At 49.6% G+C, this 25,680-nt stretch carries 18 protein-coding genes; 1 reads left to right on the top strand and 17 read right to left on the bottom strand.

Features of this window, described 5'->3' with window-relative positions:
- Window positions 1-4: 4 nt before the first annotated feature.
- The 9 genes from ACTJJJ_RS13670 to ACTJJJ_RS13630 form a co-directional block, all read right to left on the bottom strand.
- Entirely contained in the window at window positions 5-3,553 is a 3,549-nt protein-coding gene (locus ACTJJJ_RS13670; protein ID WP_440702080.1) for a PVC-type heme-binding CxxCH protein, read from the bottom strand.
- Window positions 3,554-3,602: 49 nt separating this feature from the next.
- The gene (locus ACTJJJ_RS13665; RefSeq protein ID WP_426292987.1) at window positions 3,603-4,304 is read right to left on the bottom strand and encodes a DUF3823 domain-containing protein; all 702 of its coding nucleotides are present in this window, start codon (window positions 4,302-4,304) and stop codon (window positions 3,603-3,605) included.
- A 26-nt stretch (window positions 4,305-4,330) separates the two neighbouring features.
- A complete protein-coding gene (locus ACTJJJ_RS13660) occupies window positions 4,331-6,238 on the bottom strand; it encodes a RagB/SusD family nutrient uptake outer membrane protein (RefSeq protein ID WP_440702079.1) in 1,908 nt (635 codons plus the stop codon).
- A gap of 17 nt (window positions 6,239-6,255) precedes the next feature.
- Window positions 6,256-9,756, bottom strand: coding sequence for a TonB-dependent receptor (locus ACTJJJ_RS13655; RefSeq protein ID WP_440702078.1), 3,501 nt, complete (start codon window positions 9,754-9,756; stop codon window positions 6,256-6,258).
- Between the two features lie 215 nt (window positions 9,757-9,971).
- Window positions 9,972-11,117 carry a FecR family protein gene (locus tag ACTJJJ_RS13650; protein WP_188934308.1) on the bottom strand — a complete coding sequence of 382 codons (1,146 nt, stop codon included), beginning with the start codon at window positions 11,115-11,117 and terminating at the stop codon, window positions 9,972-9,974.
- Window positions 11,118-11,209: 92 nt separating this feature from the next.
- Window positions 11,210-11,827 carry an RNA polymerase sigma factor gene (locus ACTJJJ_RS13645; RefSeq protein WP_440702077.1) on the bottom strand — a complete coding sequence of 206 codons (618 nt, stop codon included), beginning with the start codon at window positions 11,825-11,827 and terminating at the stop codon, window positions 11,210-11,212.
- Window positions 11,828-12,082: 255 nt separating this feature from the next.
- Entirely contained in the window at window positions 12,083-13,156 is a 1,074-nt protein-coding gene (locus tag ACTJJJ_RS13640) for an aminotransferase class V-fold PLP-dependent enzyme (protein WP_426292983.1), read from the bottom strand.
- A gap of 87 nt (window positions 13,157-13,243) precedes the next feature.
- The gene (gene serA / locus ACTJJJ_RS13635) at window positions 13,244-15,151 is read right to left on the bottom strand and encodes a phosphoglycerate dehydrogenase (protein WP_188934312.1); all 1,908 of its coding nucleotides are present in this window, start codon (window positions 15,149-15,151) and stop codon (window positions 13,244-13,246) included.
- A 185-nt stretch (window positions 15,152-15,336) separates the two neighbouring features.
- Window positions 15,337-16,332 (bottom strand): YheT family hydrolase, encoded by a 996-nt coding sequence (locus ACTJJJ_RS13630; protein ID WP_440702076.1) that lies wholly within the window; start codon window positions 16,330-16,332, stop codon window positions 15,337-15,339.
- A 113-nt stretch (window positions 16,333-16,445) separates the two neighbouring features.
- Between ACTJJJ_RS13630 and ACTJJJ_RS13625 the strand changes: the two genes are divergently transcribed.
- Complete coding sequence (locus tag ACTJJJ_RS13625) at window positions 16,446-16,637, top strand: cold-shock protein (protein ID WP_188934316.1); 192 nt, start codon at window positions 16,446-16,448, stop codon at window positions 16,635-16,637.
- A gap of 62 nt (window positions 16,638-16,699) precedes the next feature.
- Here the strand turns inward: ACTJJJ_RS13625 and ACTJJJ_RS13620 are convergent, their stop codons facing one another.
- The 8 genes from ACTJJJ_RS13620 to ACTJJJ_RS13585 all read right to left on the bottom strand — a co-directional run bounded on the left by ACTJJJ_RS13620 (window position 16,700) and on the right by ACTJJJ_RS13585 (window position 25,679).
- Complete coding sequence (locus ACTJJJ_RS13620; protein WP_440702075.1) at window positions 16,700-17,635, bottom strand: polysaccharide deacetylase family protein; 936 nt, start codon at window positions 17,633-17,635, stop codon at window positions 16,700-16,702.
- Window positions 17,636-17,637: 2 nt separating this feature from the next.
- Window positions 17,638-18,018 carry a co-chaperone GroES gene (locus tag ACTJJJ_RS13615; protein WP_188934320.1) on the bottom strand — a complete coding sequence of 127 codons (381 nt, stop codon included), beginning with the start codon at window positions 18,016-18,018 and terminating at the stop codon, window positions 17,638-17,640.
- Between the two features lie 100 nt (window positions 18,019-18,118).
- The gene (locus ACTJJJ_RS13610; RefSeq protein WP_440702074.1) at window positions 18,119-19,588 is read right to left on the bottom strand and encodes an MBOAT family O-acyltransferase; all 1,470 of its coding nucleotides are present in this window, start codon (window positions 19,586-19,588) and stop codon (window positions 18,119-18,121) included.
- Between the two features lie 4 nt (window positions 19,589-19,592).
- On the bottom strand, window positions 19,593-20,537 hold the full coding sequence (locus ACTJJJ_RS13605) for a glycosyltransferase family 2 protein (RefSeq protein WP_188934323.1): 945 nt from the start codon (window positions 20,535-20,537) through the stop codon (window positions 19,593-19,595).
- A 72-nt stretch (window positions 20,538-20,609) separates the two neighbouring features.
- Window positions 20,610-22,307, bottom strand: coding sequence for a hypothetical protein (locus ACTJJJ_RS13600; RefSeq protein WP_440702073.1), 1,698 nt, complete (start codon window positions 22,305-22,307; stop codon window positions 20,610-20,612).
- Window positions 22,291-23,727 (bottom strand): DUF6056 family protein, encoded by a 1,437-nt coding sequence (locus ACTJJJ_RS13595; protein ID WP_440702072.1) that lies wholly within the window; start codon window positions 23,725-23,727, stop codon window positions 22,291-22,293. The genes ACTJJJ_RS13600 and ACTJJJ_RS13595 overlap by 17 nt, the downstream gene beginning before the upstream one ends.
- Complete coding sequence (locus ACTJJJ_RS13590; protein WP_188934327.1) at window positions 23,720-24,670, bottom strand: glycosyltransferase family 2 protein; 951 nt, start codon at window positions 24,668-24,670, stop codon at window positions 23,720-23,722. The genes ACTJJJ_RS13595 and ACTJJJ_RS13590 overlap by 8 nt, the downstream gene beginning before the upstream one ends.
- Before the next feature lie 85 nt (window positions 24,671-24,755).
- Window positions 24,756-25,679 (bottom strand): DMT family transporter, encoded by a 924-nt coding sequence (locus ACTJJJ_RS13585; RefSeq protein WP_440702071.1) that lies wholly within the window; start codon window positions 25,677-25,679, stop codon window positions 24,756-24,758.
- Between the last annotated feature and the right edge of the window lies 1 nt (window position 25,680).

Below are 25,680 nucleotides of genomic sequence, written 5' to 3'. Positions count from 1 at the left end.
CTGATCACTTCGTCACGCGCAGGATGCCGTTCATGCCGCGCCAGTGGCCGGGGAATGTGCACACATACGGATAATCGCCCGGCTCGTTTGGCACAGTGAATTCCAGCGTAATGGTTTCACCCGAATTGACCAATCTTGTCGAAAACAGTACTTCCGGGATTTTCGGAACATATTGCATTTCAGCGGCTTTCGGATTAGTGAGAAGTTCGTCCGCGGCCTTACCTACTTTCTGCAACGTACCTGGTTTGACGATCAGCAAGTTATGCTGCATTCCGTCCGGGTTTTCAAGGTTAATCACCGCTTTCTGCCCTGCCTTCGCGGTAATCAGCTTTTTGTCATATTGCATGATCTCCTTTTCGACTTTCAGCTCGATTACGGTGGCACTGGAAGCGCCCGTTTTCGAAACCGATTTGGCAGAAGTAGCAGCATTACTGCCGCCCTCGTTCGGTCGGTTCAGTTCGAGGGATGCTTTTTGAAAATTACCCACAAACCCGAACCGGCCTTCATAATCCCCTATCCTGTCTTCACCTTCCATATCCTCGCCGGAGCGCACCGAATTGCTTAGCGGTGCATTGAAGAGCATGTGCGCTTTGCCCGTCGCAGCTTCTTTTCCGTCGATTTCAATGCGCATGTTACCGCCTTGCGTAAGACTTGCTACTACATCAAACTTGTCGGGCAATGTGCCGGTGGTGGTCGCCTGGCTCAGCATTCCATGTTGTTTTACGGCCATGATCAGCTTTCCATCCTGAATGTACAATGCATAGCCGCCGTCCTTTCCGCCCTGCCCTGCGATGAAGCCTTGCAATGCACGATCGCGGCCTTTGGTAATGGTAGCGCGGATGGTGATTTCCTTGCCTGAAACATCCGGAGGGAATTGCAGCGTGTTCCTTCGTCCTAATGGATAAACCTCCCTGTTCAATGCCTCAGTAACTTGCGCAGTCAATGCGGATGGCTGCGATAGCTTGCCTGCTGCTGCCAGGAAGCCTTTTTCGTGTTGAATGGCCGCGGCAAGAATGGCCCGTGAAAGCCATGGATCTTTGGCATTCTGCTTGTCGAGGGATGCCTGGTAAATGGCGGCGCCTGCTTTTTCGGAGGACGGCAGCTCCGCTATGGCTACAAATACGCCCAGCCGGGTATTCAGGTTGGCATCCATCATGCTTTTTTCGAGTATTTCGAAACTCTGCTCCTGCTTCGGCAGCACACTTGCCGCCGCTTTGCGCACACCCGCTGCCGGGTGGCTCAGCGCTTTGCTTACCACTTGCAACGCCTCCGTATTCGACCCATCCAATACGCCGAGGCCATGCAATGTCCATAATGCATGTACAGCGGGGCTGTTCAATCCAATTTCATCGACTTTTGGATTATTAATGATCTTGTACAAATCCGGCAGCACCGATAGCTTCTTCGATTCCACGAGCAAGCGTTGCGCGGTCATTCGCCAGAACATATTGTCGTTTTCCAATGCGGCCACCAATCCCGGCAGATCATCTTTGGAGAGTTTTATTGTCGGCGATTCTTGGCCGTTTTTATAGACAATCCTGTAAATACGGCCATGGTTCAAATCGCGCATAGGGCTGCTGAATGCATTGCCGGGGCCGTGCGGCTGTTCTTCGAACGGCATGATGAATTTCGAAGGTGATTGCGCCGGCACGAAAACATTGTGCTGGATGATGAAGTTGTACCAGTCGGCCACCCAAACCGCGCCGTCGGGACCTACCTCTGCTTGCACGGGCCCGAACCATTCGTCGGAACTGGCCATGAAGTTCCAGCCGTCTTTTTCCTTGAAACCGGCACCATCCGGTTCGAGATTAGCCTTGTGTACCAAACGGATCGTCGGCTCGGCGACGAACGCAGTGCGGTTCCAGTATTCTTTCGGATAATTTCTGGCTGTGTAAAAATGGTGGCCTGCCGCGGAAGTGAAACCTCCTACCACGTCGACCTGGCGAAGGTTAGGCGTAACGGCGTGCGCATCATAATGCCCGTCGATTTTCTGAATGGCTTGCACCGAAGGTTGCTCTTCGCCTAATGTGCGTTGCATTAATCTCCCCGGCATCGAAAAGAATGCGCTGTGCGTGTTGTTGGCAGTTGACAGGAATACGTTGTTATCCTCTGTAAAGCCCAGCCCCCAGGTGTTGTTGCTGCTACTCCCGAGGTATTCAAACTCTTTCCCATCCGGCTTGAAATGATAAAGGCCCTGTGAGAAGCTCATCTTCTTGCCGTCGATGGTTCCATTGAATGCGGAAAAGCCCAGAACGCCCCAGATTTTGTTATCAAAACCATATTGGAGATTCGACGGCCCCGCGTGGGTGTCGTTCTTGCCCCAGCCGGTCATGATTACCTCGCGCGCGTCGGCCACGTCGTCGCCGTTGGTGTCTTTCAGGAACACAAAATCCGGTGCCATGGATACGATCACGCCGCCATTGGAAAATACCATGCTGGTAGGAATGTTCAGCTTGTCGGCGAAGACGGTAAACTTATCGGCCTTGCCGTCGCCATTAGTATCCTCACAAATTTTAATACGGTCGTTGGAAGCACCGTCGGTTTCCTTGAATGTGTTGGGATAATCGACTGATTCCACTACCCAGAGCCGCCCGCGCTCGTCCCACGACATCGCGATCGGGTTGGTAATGTCGGGTTCGGAGGCAAAAAGTTGTATTTCAAAATCAGGTGGGATCTGCGTCAGCTTGTTGGATTCGGCCGGCGAAAGCGATTCCTGCATTTTAGGCACCACGTGCCGTTTGGTGTAATGCGAAATAGTGTCGGAGTTGTAAATGTCCACCTCTGGCAGGTTTAACGCCGCGATTTGTGCTTGTACCTGGTCGCCGATGGCCCACAAGACCCCGTTTCTGACGAGGTCGAGGAAGCCTTTGTTTGTCCAGGTACTGTCCTCGTGGCCGTAGGCAGTGTAAAACACGCGGCCTTTGCCCTCGTTGCGCACCCACGTGTAAGGCTCGTGCACGTCGCCATCCACGCGCTCGCCCAGGACGGTTTTGTCGGGGTTCAGGTTTTTATGGACGTAAGTTTCATCCCAGGTCTGAAAGGCGGTAATGCCTTTCATGACCTGGTGTTCCGGTTTTAGAATAGTATTTTTAAATGAATCCGTTTTATGGGAGGCGAACTGGCCGCCTATTGTTTTGATATACCAGGAAGAATTCCTGAAACAGCCGGAAGCCGAATGGATCGGGATGAGGCCCTTTCCACCTTCCACGAACGCTTTCATCGCGCTTTCTTGCGAGGGCGAAAGCGAATCGTGGTTGGCGTAGATGATCAGTCCGTCGTATTTAGCCAGGTTTTCTGGATTAATATCGTTGGGATCGGTCGTGTACGACATATTAACGCCGCTTTTGAACAGCTTGATCGACAGCCAGGGCGCATACTTGCCCGAATCGTGGTGCTTGCTGTTGTGCCCCAGGAACAATACTTCGGCCCTGCGGCCTTTGGAAGCGCCGGCCTTAACAGCGGCCGGCGTCCGGGAGGCCGGCCCCGCTGGCTTACTCTTTGCACATGCCAGCGCGATAAGCCCGACAAGCAGGAGTGCAATGTAATTCCTCATTCAAATTGGTTTTAAAGAAAAGTTTCGGTTTTAGTATTAGAATCAATCCTTACAAATTGACTTTCTGGACCGGCGAGAAAACCATGTCCTCTACATCTTTGATCTTCACACCTACCCTGGCAAACACGTAGTTCTGGGCGGGTGAAAGCGCAGGTACAGTAGCTGTGAGGTTGATCGCGTTCAGGTCTTTGATGTCGGCTCCGGGCACGTCGGTCACTGCCACATTCGTAGCCCGTGCCACGAAATCGGTTTTATTTACATATAATGAGACCCTTTCGATGTCTTTGCCCTCGGCACCGGTCAGGATTTTTTCGAGTTTAAGCGAAACATTCACCTTGCTCTCGCCGCCCGAAAACTGCGGCGTGCGGATCATGTAGTAAGGCATTACTTCCACGTCAAGTGCCTGGTTGCCTGCGAGCTTCACAAAAACCGTGTCCTTGGCAGCGGCGTCTTTCACAATGGTTTTGAACGGCCCGCGGTTCTTGGGAAAAACCAGTTTATAGCTTCCGTCAAACAAAAGAGCCGAATAGGAACCGTCCTGCGAAATGGGTGCGTCGATGGCCGCCAGCTTACCAAAACCCGGTTGCCAGAGTTGTAACCGCACTTGCCCTGCCTCCACACCTACCGGCTCACCTTTGTACACGATCCTGCCCGAAAGCATTGATTTAGGTTCGGTATAGTTATCTTTTTCGCAAGCCGACAGGAGCGCAACCATCGCGACAAGCGGCATAATATGAAATCTGATCTTCATGATATCGTATCGTTTGAATGTGATGGCTATTGGTTCGGGTTTCTGACGAGCTTGGGATTGTTGCTGATAATGGCATCGTCGATATACGAATAGTAGTTTCCAAGCTGGAAGCGGTCGGCACCGGTAACACGGCTTAGTTTAACCTGCTTGTAAATCCATTTGCCATTGTTAGCCGAACCCGGATCGTAGATTTTGTACGGCCACAATCCCCATGGCTGCGTATTACGTTTGGTGGCTTTGCCCAGATCTTTCGAAAGCTCCGCCGCGGTGATCGCATTGCCGTCCAGGATCTGATGCGCAATGCGCCATCTTTTCATGTCGAAGAAAAGGTGTCCTTCAAATGCAAACTCCACGCGGCGCTCATGCACGAGTCGGTCGAAATTAATTTCGGAGGCTTTCAAAGGCGTTACCAACCCGGCGCGTGCCCGGACCTGATTCATATAACCTGCTGCTTCTGCCGCCTGGCCCAATTCAAATGCGGCCTCTGCTGCATTCAAAAGCACTTCGGCGTAACGATAGCGAACGAGCCACACCTCGCTGTTCACCCCGCGCTGGCCTGAACCTACGACCGGATCGAGGTATTTGCGGAGGTAGAATCCGGTTTGGGCAGTGAATTCGAAGCCGTCGATAGGGCCGTCGAAACCAACAACTTGCTCGGGTACTGTTTTGCCTGGAAGTATTTTCTGGGCACCGCGGTCGTCACCGCTAATGATCGTGCCGTTGGCTAGCTGGTAGCCAGCCCAAATGTCGACTTTACGGCCTTTGAATGTAGTTCCGGGGAGCATTACCGTTCCGGCCAGGCGTGCATCACGACCTTTGAAAATGTCGGTTTGATCGGTGTAGTAGATCGGTGTGCCGTTTGCATTGGCGGTCGGGATCGGCGCGAAGGTGTTATCGAGTTTTTCAAATGCCTCCACGAAGTTCAGCGACGGATTAATGCGGCCTCCTTCTTCCTCCTCTGCACCGTAGCGCGGCTGGTTCCAGCCGGTGAAATAATGCACCTTTCCGCTTTGCAGTTTGAAATCCTCTACAAAAATGACTTCGGAGTTGTTGGCCTTGTCATAGAAAATGCTGGCAAAGTTTTCAGAGAGATCGGGCTTTTTGGTATACAATGCATAAGCACCCGCATTACCGGAAATGATCTCTTTCGCAGCCGCCAACGCTTTGGTATAATAGCCATTTGCAGCGCTGGAAGGAATGCCTACCTCACCGCCCGGCAATGCGACGCTGGGCGTATTTACGCCATATTTCGCGATAGAACCCGCATAAAGCGCCGCTCTCACCTCCATAGCCAGCGCCGCAGCCTTGGTAGCACGCGATTTCTCGCCCACACTCGCCGGCAGTTTGTCCTTGATTTCTTCGGCTTCTTTAATTACAAAATCATAAATCTCCGATTCCTTGGCGCGTGCGTGTTGCAGGTACGAAGGATCGCCGCTGAAATCGTACACCATCGGTTCGAGGATCAACGGCACGCCGCCCATTCTTTTCACGAGTTCAAAATAGTAGGAGGCCCTCAAAAAGCGCGCTTCGGCCAGGTAACGTTCGCGGACAGCCGGTGCCAGCTTGTCGGCAGCCGTACATTTCTGAATAAACAGGTTCATTTCGCGGATGTAGCCATAATCCCACGCGCCCCATGCGCCAAAGCCCCAGCCGTTGTTCTGGAAGTTCCCGTAACGGCCCGCTTCCGACCAGAATGCTTCGTTGAAGTCGCTGACGGTCGTCCAGCCTGGAACGTCGTTGATCGTTTTGAAGGTCGAAAGATCGACGTAACGGTTGTACAAATCGCCCAGTACCGAAAGTACCTGGCCTTCGTCGTTCCATATCTGCTCTTCCGAGAGTTGCCCGGTTGGCGGACGGTTCAGGAAATCGTCGTCGTTACAGCTCCAACCTAGCGTCAATACAGCGATCGATAGTATTTGAAATATCTTTTTCATGTTGAGTTCCAATCGGTTTAAATAGATAGGTTGATGCCTACGTTCACGAACTTGTTCTGCGGATACTGCAATCCGTTGTCATTCTCGATTTCGGGGTCAACACCAAACTTTTTCACGTTGTCGATAGAAAACAGGTTATAACCGTTGATATAGAATCTGGCACGTGAGAGTTTTAGTTTTTCCAGCACCGATTTAGGCAGTGAGTAGCTGAGCTCGATGGTCCGGGCGCGGATATATTTCACATTATGCAACCAGAATGTCGAGTTTCTGTAATTGCTATGGCCTCCGTCGTTGTAGCGTAGTGCCGGGTACTTGCCCGAAATCCATTGACTGTTCACATCGAACGGATCAGCGCGGTGCCACCTGTCGAGGAAAATGCTGTTCAAAGCACCTTCGTTCTGGTATGGCCAGCGCTGTTCGTAGTTCTGGTTCCATGAGTACATGGCACCTCCCGAGAAATCAGCCACGAAGCCTATGCCTTTCCAGCTTACGGAGAAGTTCAACCCGAAATTGACGTTCGGCTGGCCGGTAGCATTGTAGCCGATAGGCCGCTGGTCGTATCCGTCGATCACATTATCTCCGTTCAGGTCTTTGTAAATCAAATCCCCCGGCAGCAATGTACGGTTTCCTTGCCCATCGATATTGACAGGGTATTCGGCAATCTGCTGCTGCGACTGGAACTGGCCGATCGATTCGAGACCCCAGAAAATACCGGTGTAACGTCCTTCTCCGGAAGCCCGGTAACGGTCCAACGAGTTATTGAAAATAGGTTTGTAGGACGATACGAACTTGCTCCGCGCGAATGACACGTTTCCACCCACGGAGTAATTGATGTTTCCTGCTTTGCCATTGTAGGTAAGCGCTCCTTCCCATCCCTGCTGCGAATCGCTGTTCACGTTTTCATCAGGCAACGCATAACCCAATTCGCTCGGAACGAGGATGTCGTATTTTCGGCCCAGCAACCCGGTGCGCAAGCGGTAGAAATAGTCGACGCTACCGGTAATTTTTGTTCCGAGGAAAGAGAAATCGGCACCAATGTCCGTGATCTTGCTTTTGAACCAGGAGATATTGTTGATGATCTGGCCTTTATCGCGGCTCGTAACCACCGCATTACCACTCAAAATCACATTGCCTTTGTTGTAGTCGTAGCCGGGCAGGTAGGCGTATGGGCTCAGCGGTCTGTTAGGATCATTGTTGAAAAGAATGTTATCGTCTCCAAGGATACCATACGACCCTCTGAATTTCAGGTCATCCAGAATGCTGCGCTCGCCGATGAGCTTTTTAAAGAACCCTTCTTCCGAAATCCTCCAACCCACGGAAGCCGACGGGAAATAGCCTACTCGACGGTCCGGTGCGAATTTCCAGGAAGCGTCCCTGCGAGCCGAAAGCTCGACATAATATTTGCCGCCGTAGTCGTAATTTACTCTACCGATATACCCTATACGTGCAAGTTCCGTATCGCTGTCATTGTAGGTATCCACAGTCGGGAAGTAGATCAACGGAAGCACGTTAGTCTTGGGAACTGCGTGTACCCACTGGTCCTGCACGCGCTCATCCTGCCATTCCGATACGAATGTGGCACCTACCGTGTGCTTGCCAAAAGTGTTGTTGTAAGCCAATTGCCCCTGGTAAACATTGCGCATTACCTTGCGGGTACCACGCTCGCGCCATGGGTTGGTACTGCCACCGGTTACGGCGTAGGTATCGTCGTTCGGGTTATAGGTATAGGCTTTGTAGGTGTACTCGTGGCCGTTCATGACACGGTCGGCTATGTAGTAGGAGTACATTCCACGGGCCGTCAGGCCTTTTACACCCGGAATCTGGTATTCGGCCGAGAAGTTGGTTTGCAAAACACGCCAGTATTCGGTCCAGTAGCCGCCTAATTTCTTGTTGTTATAGGCCCAGTTGGTCTCGTTGTGCTTGATATCGTTCAGATACTCAGGGTTGTCGTTTGCGTAGGGCCGCTCGAACGGGCGGTTACGCATGATCGCGAAACGGGGTAGCCAGTAGTCGTCGCCCCCGGGAATGCCGGGCTGGTCGCGTTTCTCGATCCGACCGTTGATCTGTACCCCGAGTTTCAGGCGGTCGGTGATTTTCGCATCGACATTGCTCTGGATATTGGTTCGGTCAAATGTAAATTCGCGGCCCAGCACCGAGTTCTGGTGTAATCTTGTTGCCGAAATGTAATAGTTGATCTTGTCGGAACCGCCGGTCATGTTGAGGTTCACCGAGTTGAGCGGGGAATTTTTTTGAATAATGAAGTCTTTCCAGTTAAATGTCTGATACCCGCGCTCGGTACCAGCACGGTATTTTTCAAGTTCAGCCTGTGTGATCGACGTTTTGCCATACTGGTTCATTTCCGCTTCGGCTTTGCCCAGCATCCACTGATAAGAATCGTTCACCACATTCGGAAACCGCGACCAGTTTTGCCAGCCCGTGTAGGCATCCAGGCTTACCGTATTTTTGGCACCCATTTTACCACGTTTGGTAGTAACCACCACTACCCCATTTGCCGCACGAACCCCGTAAATAGCGGCAGAAGCGTCTTTTAGTACGGAAATACTTTCGATATCGTTAGGAGAAATGTTGTTGAACTGGCCTGCATCCTGCTGGATTCCGTCGATTACGAACAGCGGGTTACCCATGTTGCGGATTTGAATATTGGCACTCGCACCCGGACGGCCGTCTGGCATCCTGAAAGTCACACCGGGGATTTTGCCGGCCAATCCGGAGCTCACCGTAGAGCCCCCATGCACCCGTTCGAGATCCTTACTGGTCACCGTAGCGATCGCTCCCGTCAACGACTCTTTTCTTTGCGTACCATAACCTACCACGACCACCTCTTCCAAAGCCTTGTCATCCACTTTCAGTGTAATATCCAACGCACTCTGGCCGGATGGTACCACCAGTTCCTGCGACAGAAAGCCTACGAACGAGAATATCAGCGTGTGGTTACCGTCCGGGACTGTGATAGAATATTTACCTTTTTCGTCGGTGAGCGTACCGGTTTGCGTACCTTTTAATACAACACTCACACCCGGTAACCCGCCACCGGTTTCATCTTTCACTACCCCCGCAATAGCCTTATCCACCGTAGCGGAACTGAACTCCACCACTGGAATATCTTCCGAAACCGGCTCCGCAGCTTGCGCAGGATGGTCGGGTTTGATCACGATCAGGTCGCCGTTGATTCGGTAATGCAGTTCCAGCGGTTTCAGCAAAGCGTCCAAAACGGCCGACAATGAGCCATTTTTAACCTTAACCGAAGCCCGGCGGTCGGATTGGATCAATTTTGAGCTGAATATAAATCTCGCATTGGTTTGCTTTTCCAGCTGCGCGAAGATCGTCTTGATCTGCTCGTTCCGGATATCAACGGTAACCTTCTGGCTCAATGCGGATTGAGCCCTCCCGTCGTTCGCCCACGTGAGGCCCGCGAACAGGCCAGCCAGGATACATTGCATTAATGTGATTCGCATGAGCTTGATGAGAAAGTCTTCAGGTCGTCGAACTTTTTTCATATTTTTGAATGAATTTGTTGTTTAAGGAGATTATTCAACGAAATCTTCCCCGGCTCATCCATCGTCCAAATGGATGTACAGTAATGTCCGTTACTGGTGGGGAACCCGGATCAGTCATGCTGGAACATGGCTGGTCTTTTTTATTTTTGGGCAATAGGGTAGCGTTACGTCATAGGCGGCGTGCGGGATAAAATGTTGATATGTCGGGTCTAAAACTACTTACATCCTTTTCCCAGGATCGTTATCTGGTTATCGGCCACTTCGTACTGCGCGTCGAGCGCATTGCAGATCACTTCGAGCTTTTCCTTCAGAGGCTGCCCGATTAAAGTCGCATTCAGCGGGCAAGTACCCATCTTTTCCCGGTCGTAAACGATCCGGACATTGTAGGCGCTTTCCAGTATCCGGAACACTTCCGAAACCGGGGTTTCATCAAATACAAAATGTTGTTTTGAGACGTCCTTGTCCTCAGGCTCCGCCACCGCGGCAGGCAATGGGATAATCTTGCCGCTCTCTTTCGAGAATGCAATCCGCTGATCGTGATTGAGCGTCACCCCCTCCAATTCAGGCTTATCCAGCACGGCCTCTTTTTGATTATTATCCAGATTATTAATGGAAAAAACCGAAACCGTACCTGTTCGCACCTCTACTTTGATTTCCTTGCTTTCGGAAGAAGCGTCGATCGTAAAACTGGTACCAAGCACTTTGGTAGCCAGGCCATAACTATACACCAGAAATGGCTTCTGCTTGTTTTTTACTATTTCAAAAAACGCTTTTCCCGTGAGTGTAACCTCCCTCCGCTTCCTGTTAACCCCTTCCGAATAGCTGAGCCTGCCACCCGGTTGCAATACAACCGAACTACCGTCTTGCAGCAGCACGGTCATCGGCTTGTCTGTATCATTATATTTCTGAATCGTGTTGGGTATCTCGGCTTCGTCCTGCACCGCTACCTCCCGCAGAGGGGCATCAGCTTTTTTGTAATAGAACCAGTAACTCACCGAGCCGATGCTCAGGATCAGCGCTGCCGATGCTGCAACGCGTGCCCAGCGCCACCCCTGCCCGCGGCTTGTCTTGAAAATGGTCACCGGTTCCTGCTCCGGCGTTTTGGGGACATCGTCATGCATATGACTTTCGACGATGCTCCACATTCTGTCGCTCTGTTTCTGGGTAGGCTGGTGCCTGCCTGTGTCCTTCGCCAACAAAATAACGTACTCCCGGGCAGACTCAACGGTTTTGCGTTTCCTGGGATGTTCTTCCAGGAATGTCCGCCATTTGCGGTCGCTGAGCTCGTCGGGATGCATTACCCAGGCGATAAACTCTTCATTTCTGATCAGCTCGGTCAGAGAATAAGGATCATGCTTCATGTTTCGCGGGATGCAGTTATCGTCGTTCAATAGTACAGAGCGACGAAACGCGGATTTGACCTCTCCAAAATGAAATTTTTTGAAGGAAAATTTTAAAAAAATAGTAACATCCAGAAAATCAGGGAAGAAATCAACAGAATTTCCCGACTCTGGCGAAGAGAAGTAAGTGCTTTGTAAATAAAATTCCGGACAGATTTTTCACTGACGCTCATGATCTCCGCTATTTCTTCGATGCTAAAATCATCGAAATAACGCAGCGTAAGTGCTTCAACCTGCCGTTCGGGTAATTGTGCGAGCAATTCCTGAATGCGTTGGGCGCGCGCAGAGGAGGATTCCATTTCGATCAGGATCGCTTCCGAATGGGTATGATTTGCAGGCATGTCTTCATCGTCCAGCTCGCTGATTTCTTCCATGGAAGGAAACTTATCGAGCGCGACATGAATTCGCCTTCGCAATGCGCGGTAGAGATAAAATTTAACTGACGTAACGTTTTCGGTAAGGTTATGCCGCAACCGCCAGATATCGATGAACACATCCTGAACCGCATCCTCTACCAATGAAGAATTGGTCGAAAGCTTGCTGCCGTAATTGTAGAGTGTGCGGTGGTATTTCTCGAAAATCGCAGTAAAGGCTTGCTCATCGCCCAGGCGAATCCTTTGCCATAGATCATGATCTTTGTTTTCCCCCGTTGAGGTAGCAATCTTAATCACTGCTTCTGTCTGTTTTCGTAAGAAAGCATAAAGCTAAAAATTTATCCTTAAAATACTATTAGCAATCGACTATCGTACTTCGACTGTCGGCTATTTATGCAAAAAGCTGCCTTCTCGGGCAGCTTCCTTATTAATCAGATTCCGGCCATGTGCCTTGCACAAAGCCCTCGACGCTTCATTTCGAAAAAGAAAAGGGTGCCCAAACATACAAATGTTCGGGCACCCATTTGGTAACACTATTCTACAAGCTATTTTTCAGAGCTTTCCTAGCTCGTGGATCAGCTTTTCGGTTTCTTCCAAAGACGTTGCCGGGAAGTTGGCGATACGGAGCTGAGTAGCTTTGCCAGCACCGTAACCGCTTCCTATGACCATGCCTGTTTCTTTAATACGCTTGATAATGTCGGCAGAAGGAGCTTCTGTGTCCGTTACGATCACAGTCTGCGAACGGAAAGCTTTCTCTTTCACGAATGCTGAAAACCCTGCCGTCTTCTCAATAAATTTGTAAAGCAAACCTGCCTTGTGTTCAGTCTCTTTGCGGATATTCTGGACACCGATGCGGTTGAAGTCCTCCGCGATCTTACCGAGCAGGTATATGCCCATCACGTTCGGGGTTGCAGGGGTTTCGTTGTTCTGCGCATTCTTCCAAAGTGTAAGCAAATCGTTGTGGGCGCCGATAGAATAGGTGTTGCGAATGCTTTCCGCTTTTTCCAGACAGCGCTCGCTTACGATCCACACACCTAACCCGGCCGGCAAACCGAATGCTTTTTGCACCGAGAAAAATGCGGTGTCTACAATGCTGTAATCCAACTCCGGGTACGGAGCCGATGATACCATGTCCACCGCAATAAACTTCGACGGGTGCTTCTGTTTTAGTTTATGGATCTCTGCAACGGGCATCTGCACACCCGAACTGGTTTCGTTATGCGTGGTTGCAATCAATTCGGCGTACTCCGGTACTTCCACATCAATCGCAAGAAACCCCTCGCCCATTGGTTTTTCAAACTTGTGGGCATATTTGTTCAACGCATTCGAATAGTCGTAAAACTTCTTGGAAAACGAGCCGTTCACGAGGTGGAAGCTTTCCAACTCCACGGTGCTGAACAGAATGCGTTCCCATGCTTCCGAAGCAGAACCCAAAAACAGGATCGCGTGCGTATCAGGCACATTCAGGAGCGTACGAAGCTGGTCGACGGTGAATTTGTGCAAATCGCGGTACTGCTGGCTCCGGTGCGAAATCGAGCCAAGCTGCTTTTCGACGAATGTTTTCAAATGCTGCTCGAACGTCGGGTATAGAGCCGCTGGCCCGGGAGTGAAAAATGTTAATGACATTGGTGAGTTATGACTTGGTGAATAGGCGAAGAACAGTCCTGAAACTTAAATGGTCAGCCTCAAACCGGCTGACCATTTAAATCAATTTTAGTATAGCATCCGGAAACGGATCGTTCCTTCTACCTCTTTCACTTCTTGAATAAATTCTTCTGTATAATCTTTGGCGATATCCACGATCACATAACCAATATGCTCGTTGGTTTTGAGGTACTGACCGGTAATGTTGATATTGTTTTTCGCAAAAATCTGGTTCAGCTTTGCCAGCACACCCGGTACATTCGCGTGGATGTGCAGCAGGCGGTGCGAGTCTTTCAGCTTCGGCAATTGTACCTCTGGAAAGTTCACGCTACCGTAAGAGCTACCGTTGTTCATGAATTCCAGCAATTTGGAAGGCACAAAATGACCGATATTCTCCTGCGCTTCCTCGGTGCTACCACCGATATGCGGTGTCAGGATCACGTTCGGCAAGCCCAGCAGCTCGCTTTCAAACATTTCATCGTTGGTTTTAGGCTCTTTCGGGAATACGTCCACACCTGCACCGGCCACTTTACCGCTCTTCACGGCGTCTGCCAATGCTTTAATGTCGACCACGTGTCCGCGTGAGAGGTTCAGGAAGATCACTCCGTCTTTCATCAGATCAAACTCGCGTTTGCCGATCATGTTCGTGTTCTCTTTGCGGCCGTCTACGTGCAAGCTCAGTACGTCGGACATGGCAAGCAATTCTTCGAGTGAACCTACTTTCTTGGCATTTCCGATTGAGAGTTTTTCAACTGCGTCATAGAAATACACATCCATACCCAGTGCTTCCGCAACTACTGAAAGCTGTGTTCCGATGCTGCCATAACCTACCATGCCGAGTTTCTTGCCTCGAACTTCGAAGCTGCCGTTTGCTGATTTATCCCAGATACCTTTGTGCATGGAATTGCTCTTGCCAACGATATTACGGATCAACATGATCATTTCACCCACCGCCAGTTCAACTACCGAACGCGTGTTGCTGTAAGGCGCATTGAATACCGCGATCCCTTTTTTAGCCGCTTCGTCGAGGTCGATCTGATTGGTTCCGATACAGAATGCACCGATCGCCATCAGACGGTTTGCATTTTCAAGAACACGCTTGGTAATAGTAGTCTTAGAACGGATACCGATGATGGAAACATCCTTGATACGCTCGCAAAGTTCATCCTCATCGAGGGCGCCTTTCACGAACTCCACATTGAAACCTTCATCTTCAAACGCCTTCCGGGCAACAGGGTGCACGTTTTCAAGGAGTAATACCTTGATCCGGCTCTTCGGGAAAGACTGGCTTCTGCTGAATTTGTTATCGTAAAGAAAGTCGTCGAAAGAAGTAGCGATGTGGTCAGCCACTGCCGTTACTCTCGGACGTTCGACGTTTTCTGTAAATGCATAGAAACGATTGGCAAGGCCGGACGCCTTTAATTCATAATCCGTATAGCCATCACCGATAGCATAAACGTCGCCCGACAAGTTCAATGCAGAAAGTATCTTGATCTTTCCGCCATCCATAGACAATACGTTTTCTTCGTCGATTCCGACGATATTTCCTTCCTCATCAAACAGGAACTCATTGGCATACACGTGGTCGGCCAATATGCCGAGTTCTGTGGCCACAGGAACGATAAATTCCTTAAATCCGCTGGAAACGATAAAAATCTGCTCCGCATTCTCCGTCAAAAACTGCGTATTTCGCTTAAACGAATCCGAAACCTTGGTTCTCAGGAAAGAAACCAGCTCTTCGATGTGCGAGCGGCTTGCTTTCAGTAAGGCGATTCGCTGGCGCAGACCATCCGCAAACGACATTTCGCCATTCATACCCTTATTGGTCAGATCTGAAATCTTCTGAACAATCTGATCACGCTCCGGATGGCCTTTGAGGGCGATCGCGGCCAATTCGTCGAGCCCTTCCACCTTCGTGAATGTGCTGTCGAAATCAATGATAATGTACGGTGCTGGATTGAGTGTTAATGTGGACATGAAGCAGGAAATAACTGAAAAATGATCGAGTTAACGTAATTTTTATCTCTAAGGGTCCGACCTGTTTGAAACAGGCCACAAAATTACCAAAATCTATTGGTATATGGAGCTAACAAAATAATGTTTGGAACAGTTTTCTTCTTCGGCGAAGTGCGCGCGAATGTGTAAGTGACGGGAGGCAATGGTCAGGGGATGGTCGGGAAATAGTCAGGGGTAGTCAGGAAATGGAGGGCTTGTTTTTCCGACCAATAAAATTCATCGGTGAGCCGGGCCGGGCGGAAGCCGCAATGGCCGCCGTCTTTCGTTGCGAGTAAAGTCACATGGGAATGCGACCGCAAGGCATCGATTGGCAGGCTTTCGAATGGTACGATCGGGTCGTTTTCAGCATTCACAATCATAGTCGGTATCGCGATCGGTTCGATGAAATGCATAGAGCTACATTCGGCATAGTAATGATCGGCCCCATTGTAGCCATGAAGCGGCGCGGTGTAAATATGATCGAAATCGTAAAGTGTTTTTACCATTGCATGGTCTTTCAAATCTATTCGCTGAGGGTACAGGCCTGCTTTTTCTACCACTTTCGGTTTCAGCGAATTCAGGAACCGATGCATATAAATCTGGTTGCGGGGTTCTATGATCGCCAGGCTGCACGCTTTCAGATCCATTGGTACGCTGAACACAATAGAACTTTTGATACGCCTGTCAATCGCGACGCCCGATTCGCCGAGGTATTTCAAAGTCAGGTTTCCTCCCAAACTAAAACCGACCAGCCGCACATCGGAATACCCTTTTTCAAACGCATATTTCACCACCGCGTCCAGATCTTCCGTGGCGCCGCTGTGATAAAACCGGGCGGTCTGGTTCATTTCGCCGCCGCAGCTCCGGAAATTCCAGGCCAGGCAGTCGAACCCATGCTGGTTCAGAAGCTTAACCATCCCGGTTATATATTGGCGTGTGCTGTTGCCTTCGAGGCCGTGCGAGAGGATTACGAGGGGTTTTAGCCCGTCGCCTCCGGCATACGACCAGTCGATATTCAGGAAATCCTCATCGGGAGTTACAATTTTTTCACGGAAATATTTTATGCCATCTATTCGCCGGAAAAGTGCGGGGTAAATACTCTGAAAATGTCCGTTTGGAAGCCAGTAAGGGGATATTCTTGATTTGAGGCGAGTTAGCGGCATGATATAAGGCGCATTCTGGTATTTTGGAAGAATTCTAAGTTACAGAAACTTTATATTGCAAATTTGCTTTTTATATCTAAATTTGGTCATTACAAATAATAAGATCAATTCTAATGGCAGAAGGTACAGTAAAGTTTTTTAATGAATCAAAAGGATACGGATTCATTCAACCATCATCAGGAGAGAAAGACATTTTCGTTCATGTTTCAGGTCTTCAGGACGATATCCGTGAAAACGACAAAGTGTCTTACGAAGTAGAAAATGGAAAAAAAGGCCTAAACGCAATTAACGTTCGCGTTATCTAAGGTTAGTCCATAATAAAGACATTTCGAAAGCACGTTCTCGACAGAGCGTGCTTTTTTACGCCCTATTTTTTACTTTTCGTCAAAGCTTCGAAAGCTTGCTGCGCTTCTTTGTCCGACGGTTCGGTACGCATGAACGAACGCCGCTGATCTGTATCTTTAATCCATCTGTAAAGCCAGGAAAAGCCCCAGTTTCCATGATAATACAACGGCAACTGGTAAGCCGGGGCATCCATAGCCTCCGACAGGCTTATCAACCGGTATTTCCTTTCTTTTAGCTTTTGAATCAAGACGGGCAGATAATCGGTGTTGAGCTGATTATCGTGGCACAGGTAAATCTGTTTTAACCGCTTCCCTGTCACTTTCAACGCCACATCATCGAAATAGTCGAAAAGTTGCAAACTAAGTTCGACATAGCGGTTACCGATGGCCTTCGCCTCTTCCAGTTTGCCTTCATTCAATGCCTTTTCATAAAGCTGTGTGTAAAGCCAGTCTTCACTTTCGACCGTAAATGGCGTTGAAATGTAATGATGCTCATTCAGGAACTGTCTCATTTGCAACTGTTCCGCACTATCCTTACCCATTGCGTTGAAAGGAAAGCGGAAATACTCCAACTTCTTGCCCACATGCTCAGCCATTTTCCGCGACAGTTCCTCTCCTTTCAAAACTTCATCCTTAAATGCCTCAAAGCCTACTTCTCCGTAATTCGGATGCGAATAACTGTGATTGCCGACGGTAATGTAAGGCTTCGAAATCCAGCTTTGGAGCAGCTTTTTATTTTGGTCAAAGGCGTTGTTCCGCTTCAAATTTGCTTCGTTAATAAAAATCGCAACAGGCAGATTTAACGAATCCAGCTTTCTCAGCAGCCCGGATGAATTGCCATTTGCTGCATACAAATGAACATTCGGAACGTCGTCGATGGTAATCGAAACGCTGAGGTCCTGCGCGAACGCGGATAATGTGATGAGCGAAAAAAGGAAGAGACAACAGTGCTTTCTCATGGTCATTCAAACAAATCCTCCGACCGCTCCAACATCAGTATCGACGACTGCGGAACGATCACGTACTTCTGACCGTCGTATTCGAGGTCGATGGCATTGCGCTGGAGGTATATGGCCAGGTCGCCTTCCTTGGATTGGAGAGGCATATACTTTACTTTTTCTTCTGTCTCTTTCCACGGCTCATCTTCCGCAGCCACGGGAATCGGGTAACCCGGCCCTACTTTGATCACATAGCCACTCTGAACCTGTTCTCTTTCGGTGACGGTCGGAGGCAGATAGAGGCCACTGTTGGTGCGGTCGCTGGGACTTTTGGGGCGGATCAAAACCCGGTCCCCTACTACGATCAGGCTTTTGAGCCTGTTGTCGGATGTTACTTCGTACATGGTAATTAATACTTAATCGGTAATAAGAACGTTGATAGTCCTTCGAAAATGGGGTAACAAATAATTAAGGGCAAATGTTTGCTCCGGCCTCTCGCCATTTTCAAAACTGGAAGTAGATGAACTGGTTTTCGGAAACTACCCCCAGCAGGAAGTTCGCCAGCAGGATCAGCGGGAACAGGATGAAGAATACGGTCGTGTTCCGTGTCGGTATTTTCAGGTAATAGTGCTCCTTAATCATCAGGAAAACAATCAGGAACAGGCAGAACCACATTTCTACATTGTTCATCGGCGTTTGCAGCGGCTCCGAGAATGAGAAACCGGCCATCTTTTCGAGAATCAGGAACGAGCGGCTTACCGGCGCTTTGTGGTTGCGGAAGAATACCCAGGTGATGGTTACGAGAACAAAGGTAAATACCATGTTCAGGACATCCATAAAGGCATTTTTGGGCATTTCGATACCGGCTTGCTTCAACCATTTGTCGCGCAATGAAGCCGCTACCTGGTAAAAACCGTGCAATGCGCCCCATATCACGTAGTTCCAGCTGGCACCATGCCATAGCCCGCTCACAAGGAACACAATGAACTGGTTGCGGTATTTGATCCACTCGCCCTTCCTGTTTCCGCCCAATGGAATATAGAGGTAATCTTTAAACCACGACGAAAGCGAAATGTGCCATCTGCCCCAGAATTCCGAAATGGATTTGGAAATATAGGGCGTCTTAAAGTTGTCCATCAAAGTAAAGCCCATTACACGGGCCGCTCCGATGGCGATATCCGAATATCCAGAAAAGTCGCAATAGATCCGAAATGCAAAGAATACGGTGGCCACGATGAGCGTCAGCCCATTATGTTCGGTAGGCTTGTCATAGGCATAATCGACGAGCATGACGAGGCGGTCGGCGATCACCATTTTCTTGAAAAAACCGAAAGCCATCTGCATCAGCCCCTCCTTTACCTGCTCGAAATCGTATTTGAAAAACGAGTGGAACTGGAAAAGCATATTCTGCGGCCGCTCGATCGGCCCCGCCACGAGCTGCGGATAGAACATCACATACAATGCATAAATCCCGAAATGCTTCTCGGCCGCCTGGTTGCCACGGTACACCTCGATGGTGTAGCTCATGGCCTGAAATGTATGGAATGATAGACCAATGGGTAGAAGCAATGCACCGCTTCCGGTAGTCATCCATTCGGCGATCGGGCCGGGGATTAGCCGCGTGAATGCGGGGAATGCAGGCCTTAAATGCAGGTTGGAGAGAATCGTATTGACCGATTCCTGCACGAAATCGTAGTATTTGAAGAATGCGAGGATACCGATATTGGAGATCAGGCTGATGACCAGCAGGAGCTTTCTCTGTCGTTGCGCCTGCGACTTTTCAATCCAGATCCCCGCATAATAGTCGATAATAATGGTTCCGAACAGGATCAGGATGAAAACCGGTTTGAAAACCATATAAAAATAGCAGCTGGTAGCGAGCAAAAGCATCCAACGGCCTTTCCACGACAGGCTGAAATACGCCAGCGTGACTACTATAAAGAAAACTGCAAATTGAATCGAATGAAAATCCATCAGGTCAAATGTACTCCCGGTTGACTATTTCCTCTTTGATAATGAACAGGGGACGGTTTTTGGATTGAAAAAAAATCCGGAGCACATATTCTCCAATAATACCCAGCGCCAGCAACTGCACCCCGCTGAACAGGATGATCACAAAAAGCAGCGCGGCGAAACCCTCGATAACATGGGCAAAAAATAACTTTTTGAGCACGACTGTCGCAAAATACACCAGTGATATGACAATGGCCGTCATGCCCACCCGGCTCATGAACTTGATGGGAAACTCGCTGAAATTGAAAATACCATTGTAAGCGAGCTTGAAAAGCTGTTTAAAGGAGTATTTCGACTCCCCTGCCGCGCGCGCGTCACGCTCGTACTCGTACCCGACCTGCTTGAAACCGATCCATGAGCGCATTCCGCGCAGGTAACGGCTTTCCTCCGGCATTTTATTTAAAACATCGACTACCCTGCGGCTGATCAACGCAAAATCCCCGCTGTCAAGCGGAATATCCACATAGGAAATCGAGCGGAGAATACGGTAAAACCAATAGTATCCCATTCTTTTCACGAAACCCTCTTTTCTTTTCTTACGCACAGCGTAAACTACGTCGTTACCGTCTTTTAGTAATTTGTAAAATTCCGGCAAAAGCTCCGGCGGGTCCTGCAAATCGCCGTCGATCACGAAGAGTGCTTCGGTGCCGCGCGCTGCGGAAATACCGGCTGTCAATGCGAGCTGGTGGCCGTGATTACGTGAAAGGAAAACGCCATGATAGCGTTCATCCATCAACGCCACTTGCCTGATTTTGAGCGCTGTATCATCCCTACTCCCGTCATCGATCAGTACCACTTCAATGGACAGCGGGCTGGCATCCATTAATGCGTTGATACGTTGCACCAGTAGCGGAAATGTCTCAGATTCATTATATAGCGGCGCGACGATTGAAATTTGAGGAGTTTTCAATATGCTGAGTTTTTCAATGACCAATGGAGGCAAAAATACACCTTTCGGGCTATTATCGAAACATTCTGTTATTTAAGGTATTGTCACTTTTCCAAGAACGCCGCCTTTAAGCGCAGCTCCTTCGATATTCACGATTCCCAGGTCGTAAGTTCCGGGCAGCAGGGATGAATGCGGTATTACAATGTCAAAACCCTTGTCGTACTGCTTAAAGAAGTTGCGTCCGACATACTTATGCGGCTCCATTTTGAAGAAATACAGGCGTTGCCCGTTCCGCGCAAATGCATATTCCCCATTCGAACGCAGGGGGGAAATCGTCCCTTCCGGGTCGTTCACATAGATACCCTTGTCACGATGCTCAACTGTCACCTGTCGTTCTAATGGAAATGCGGTCGTAAGCGCATTGACCTGCCGTCCCAACTCGTTCCCTTCTTTGGGATAGCTGTAAACACCCGTTTTGACAAGGTATTTCATCACATTATCGACGTACCGAGCTCCTTCCGAATAAGGCACGTGGCCCAATCCGAAACCATTGTGTTCCTGGTTGTAGCCATTGACCATATAATACTTGCGGCGCTCTGAAATAACCGGCAGATATGTGCAGATCGAAATGCCCCAGATTATCAGCGCTACCAATGCCCCCCCTTGTAATGCCCGTTTCCGCAGGTTTTGATTTTGAGTTGATACAATAAAAGACAAATAGGTAACCGTAAGAAACAGGGCCGGATAAATCTTATAATTGCTCACTATCATCACAAAAAAACCGAATCTAGGCCGCAGCAGGCCTATTACCAGCGCTTCGACCAGCAAGAAGCTTAGAATACCCAGCAAAAAAGCATTCAGATTAACGGCGCGTTCGGCTTCGAGCGGTGCGGGATCGTTCTTGAATAGGCCGAATGTCCGTGCCAGCCAGGGCGTAAGCTGCCGCCAGAGCCAAACCACGACCCAAATCATTGCAATGAAAGCCATCAGCACCGGCAATGCCGAGCGTACCACAATGTCTTTCTCCGGAAAGAAATCGAACAGCCCGCCAAGGAATGCGAAAAAGCCCAGTACCGATAAATGCGGATACTTGGCAAAAAACGCGAAACTCGATTCGTTACCCTGCGCCGACAGGCCGTAAAAATACAAGCCCACCGCCAATGCCCCCACTGCGATCCAGGCAGCCAATTGCCTGTATTGCGACCGTAACAAAAGCACTGCAACGCCCGCAGGCCAGACAAATATCCCGCTGCTCATCGCATACGTAGCGCAAACACCCGCGAGCAACGCACCCGCGAAACGCTTTCCCGATAGCAAAAACATGGATAGTACCACAAAGAAAACCACCGGCTCATGCTGCCAGCCGCAGATCGCCCAAAGGAAAATGAGATGGTATTGCAGCTGAAAGAGCAGGAAAGGAACGGGCAGAAAGTACCAGGCGCTCAGATCCGAGCGCTTGAATGCCCGCCAGAAGACCGCCAATGTGCCTAGCGTAAAAAATGCGGCACCAATGTGCAGGAATGTAAAGTTGAGATGCCCCGTGACCCAGTAATAGCCCAGCGTCGCCAGCTTGCCCACAACCATCCGGTGCTCGTTATTAGGCTGGAAAAGGAGTGTCAAACGTTCCGGTAATGAATCGCTCGTGATCCATTTATGCAGGAAATCGGGGAAAGGGTCGAAATCGTCGTACCAGGGCAGGTTCACCGAATAGTAAATGACCACTGCCACCCACAACACCACGGGTACTGCCATTACCAGGAAGATAAGCGGCTTTTTATTGCTGTTGTCCACCTTCGGTATCTTTCATGTAAATGGCTTCCTTGCCAAAATAGCCTGCCGCGCACTTGTTCCACCAGTGGTTGCGGTCGGTTTTAATATCGTCGTCGAGGAAAATGGTCATGGGTTTCGAACGGACGGGCGGCAGGTACAATATATCCTCCTGTGAATTCTTGATCAAAGCATAGCGCTGGTACATCTCCTTATCGAATGCGGCGGCTTTGCCTTTCAGCAGGTCCGAATACATTGTTTTAACATTGCTGCTACGCAAAAAAGACATTCCTACCGACACCAGCAGCACTGCATAGACGATTCCATACCGCGCGGTCGTAAAATGCAGGAAAGTAAATTTTCTCTTTTTGAAGTAGTGAAAAAGTACGCCGACTACATAAAACCAGCCGATCAGAAAGAAGAATAAAACGCAATTGATCACACGCGGTGTAGGCTCTATTCCCACTCCATAATAAGAAGGGAACAGCTGTGCAGATAGCACGCCGATGAACAACAGCACCGCATACCAGACCGGAATCGAGAAATAATTCCGGGCACCGTCCGAAAGGCGCGAAAGCACGAACAGCCATGCCAGCGTAAAAAATATCAACGGCGTACGGAATACCCAGTCGTAACCCAGGAAAGCCAGTTTTTTAAACGACGAAATGACTGAGAACGGAACATTGCCTCCCAGCGGGTTGCCGCCGATTCGCGCCGCATTACCCGGGGAAGCGAAATAGAAGTAGCAGGAAGCCGCCGTCACCACTGCCATCGCGATCATGAATGCATCGACTTTCCGGTTGAAAAGTACCCGGTAAGCCAGCCAGGCGCCAACCAATAGCACCATGATCAGCAGGTTCGTTTCGCTGCTTCCGATTACGGCGAATATCAAAAAGCCCGAAAGCACACCGACAAACAGCTTCGCCGGCTGGGTATCCTGCCGGTACCACCGCAGTACCAGCACGATCCAAAACAATGTGAGGATATTCGGAACAGTGTAGGTTACAAATGCGGCCATCCAGTAAAATGCTTCCGAGATACTCATCATTTTGAGTATATAGAGGAAGAAAACCACCCCTGCAAAACCCACATGCGCCAATCTGGACAATGTGGGCGTCAAATGCCGGAAAAGGCTGTACAATGCAAATACCATCCCGAGCAGCAATATGACCGGTAATACTTTAAAACCGGCAATCGAATGGAACAACAGCGGGCTCGTATGGTTCAGGAAAATACCGAAATAGCGGCCGGTCCACTCCGTATAATAGAGCTTCATGGCCTCGAACCAACCGATTTTGAAAACAGTAAAAATGTAACAGAAATCGTCCGCCGGCGACGGATGGTTGAAGTACGAAAGCGCCAGCAGCGGCACCAGTACGGTCAGCATCAGCAGAATGTTGATCCAGTTGCCTACAACCCGGTATTTTCTATAAAATCTATTCATTGACAATTTTTTCTATGATATAGCGTGGACGGCCTTTTACTTCTTCATAAATCTTACCGATATATTCCCCGATCAGGCCAAGTGCCATCATATTAAATCCGCTGAAAAAAGTTAGCGGCAGCATGGTGGACGTCCAGCCAGGCACGGTATGGCCGATGATATAAGATGAGAGAATGTATATCACGATCAGCATCGCGATAACGAAATTCGCAAACCCGAAATACAGCACCAGCCGCATCGGGAAGGTAGAAAACGAGGTGATGCCGTTCCATGCGAAAAGCAGCATCTTGTTGAGCGGATATTTGGTTTCGCCTGCCTCGCGTTCAAGACGGCTGTAAAATACCTTTTCGTTTTTAAAACCGATGAGCGGCACAATACCGCGGAGAAACATATTTATCTCACGGAAGTTACCGAGTTCTTTCAGTACCCGCTGATCCATCAAGCGGAAGTCGGCGTGGTTGAAGACCACCGGAACGCCCATTTTTTGCATTAATACATAAAAACCCTCGGCAGTGGACCGCTTGAACCAGGAGTCGGAGCTGCGGTCGGAGCGCACGCCGTACACGATCATTGCACCCTCACGATGCTTTTCGATCATGGCGGTTATGGCATTGATATCGTCCTGAAGGTCGGCGTCGATCGTGATGAAGCAGTCGAAATCGTTAACATGCTGCTCCAAGCCAGCCATAATGGCGCTCTGGTGACCGAAATTCCGCGATAGCCCTACTCCAATGATATTCTGGTCTTTGTGGCAAAGATCTTCGATGATCGACCAGGTATTATCCCGGCTGCCGTCGTTCACAAAGCAGATCCGACTGTCTGCCGCGATGAGGCCCTGCTCCTTGATGCCGTTGTAGTAGGTGTTTAATTTAGCATACGTCCGGTACAAGATCGCCTCTTCATTGTAGCATGGTATAACTAAAAGTAAACGAGCTGGATTCATATGTCACCCTGTTGGTTGAATCGACAAAAATAGCAGTAATAAGTTAATAAGCTCCTCTTCATGCCCACCGGCCGATCAATATGACCTATTTACCGGCTTCAATTATCTTTCGGTTACGCCTCCTAAGGATGGTGCTCGTTAGCAGCGGATAAAGGAGTACTGCGAGCAATATCAGCACCGTACCCATGTAGAAACCCTGGGTCATACGCTCCTTTTCGCCAAAAATAAAAAAGGCCAGCGCAATACCGTAAACAGGCTCTAGGTTGATGGTCAGGTTAATGAGATAGGCAGAAAACTGCTTCATGAGCTGCGTAGCCATGGTGCTCGCGTACACGGTACACACGAATGCGAGGAACAATATCCAGATCCAGTCGCCCGTCGCCGGAACGAACGGCGCGCCGCCGTTCCAGTTTTTGTTTTCTGAAATCGTCAGAAACAGCAGCGAAAATAATGTAGCACCTACCATTTCATAGAATGTGATTACCCAGGCGTCGATCCGCTGTACAAGCCGGCTGTTCGCTACCGTAAATGTCGCTGCGAGCATTGCAGAGGCCAACGCCAGCACGAGGCCCAATGCGTGGTCGAACTCGAACCTGAATACCACGTACAAGCCCGCGAACGCCAGAATACCCAGCCCTACTTCAAGCGGACTGATTTTTCTTTTATTGACCAATGGCTCCAAAAGACTCGTCCAGAGCGAAGTCGTAGCCATTCCTGCCAGGCACACCGACGCGGTAGAAACCCGTGCCGATGCAAAAAACAGCATCCAATGCGCCGAAAGCACAAAGCCGACCGCCAGCATTTTGACCACATCGCGACTGGCTGCGGCGAAGCTCTTTTTAAATGATAGAATCACAATGCCTAACCCAATCGCCGCAAAGAGCGTCCTGTATAAAACCAACGCAACGGGCGAGATCGTCACCATCAGCCCCACAATAGCTGTAAAGCCCCAGATCATCACCAGGAAATGCAGATGCAGGTAAGAGCGCACGGAAGTGGACGATAGCATA

The sequence above is a fragment of the Dyadobacter sp. 22481 genome, from assembly GCF_052044875.1.
In the GTDB taxonomy this organism is placed as follows: domain Bacteria; phylum Bacteroidota; class Bacteroidia; order Cytophagales; family Spirosomataceae; genus Dyadobacter; species Dyadobacter endophyticus.
This window is presented reverse-complemented; position numbering and strand designations above follow the sequence as displayed.

Coding starts and splice junctions, on each gene's coding strand:
- ACTJJJ_RS13670 (WP_440702080.1), bottom strand. CDS start 3,553: ATGAGGAATTACATTGCACTCCTGCTTGTCGGGCTTATCGCGCTGGCA.
- ACTJJJ_RS13665 (WP_426292987.1), bottom strand. CDS start 4,304: ATGAAGATCAGATTTCATATTATGCCGCTTGTCGCGATGGTTGCGCTC.
- ACTJJJ_RS13660 (WP_440702079.1), bottom strand. CDS start 6,238: ATGAAAAAGATATTTCAAATACTATCGATCGCTGTATTGACGCTAGGT.
- ACTJJJ_RS13655 (WP_440702078.1), bottom strand. CDS start 9,756: ATGAAAAAAGTTCGACGACCTGAAGACTTTCTCATCAAGCTCATGCGA.
- ACTJJJ_RS13650 (WP_188934308.1), bottom strand. CDS start 11,117: ATGAAGCATGATCCTTATTCTCTGACCGAGCTGATCAGAAATGAAGAG.
- ACTJJJ_RS13640 (WP_426292983.1), bottom strand. CDS start 13,156: ATGTCATTAACATTTTTCACTCCCGGGCCAGCGGCTCTATACCCGACG.
- serA (WP_188934312.1), bottom strand. CDS start 15,151: ATGTCCACATTAACACTCAATCCAGCACCGTACATTATCATTGATTTC.
- ACTJJJ_RS13630 (WP_440702076.1), bottom strand. CDS start 16,332: ATGCCGCTAACTCGCCTCAAATCAAGAATATCCCCTTACTGGCTTCCA.
- ACTJJJ_RS13625 (WP_188934316.1), top strand. CDS start 16,446: ATGGCAGAAGGTACAGTAAAGTTTTTTAATGAATCAAAAGGATACGGA.
- ACTJJJ_RS13620 (WP_440702075.1), bottom strand. CDS start 17,635: ATGAGAAAGCACTGTTGTCTCTTCCTTTTTTCGCTCATCACATTATCC.
- ACTJJJ_RS13615 (WP_188934320.1), bottom strand. CDS start 18,018: ATGTACGAAGTAACATCCGACAACAGGCTCAAAAGCCTGATCGTAGTA.
- ACTJJJ_RS13610 (WP_440702074.1), bottom strand. CDS start 19,588: ATGGATTTTCATTCGATTCAATTTGCAGTTTTCTTTATAGTAGTCACG.
- ACTJJJ_RS13595 (WP_440702072.1), bottom strand. CDS start 23,727: ATGAATAGATTTTATAGAAAATACCGGGTTGTAGGCAACTGGATCAAC.
- ACTJJJ_RS13590 (WP_188934327.1), bottom strand. CDS start 24,670: ATGAATCCAGCTCGTTTACTTTTAGTTATACCATGCTACAATGAAGAG.
- ACTJJJ_RS13585 (WP_440702071.1), bottom strand. CDS start 25,679: ATGCTATCGTCCACTTCCGTGCGCTCTTACCTGCATCTGCATTTCCTG.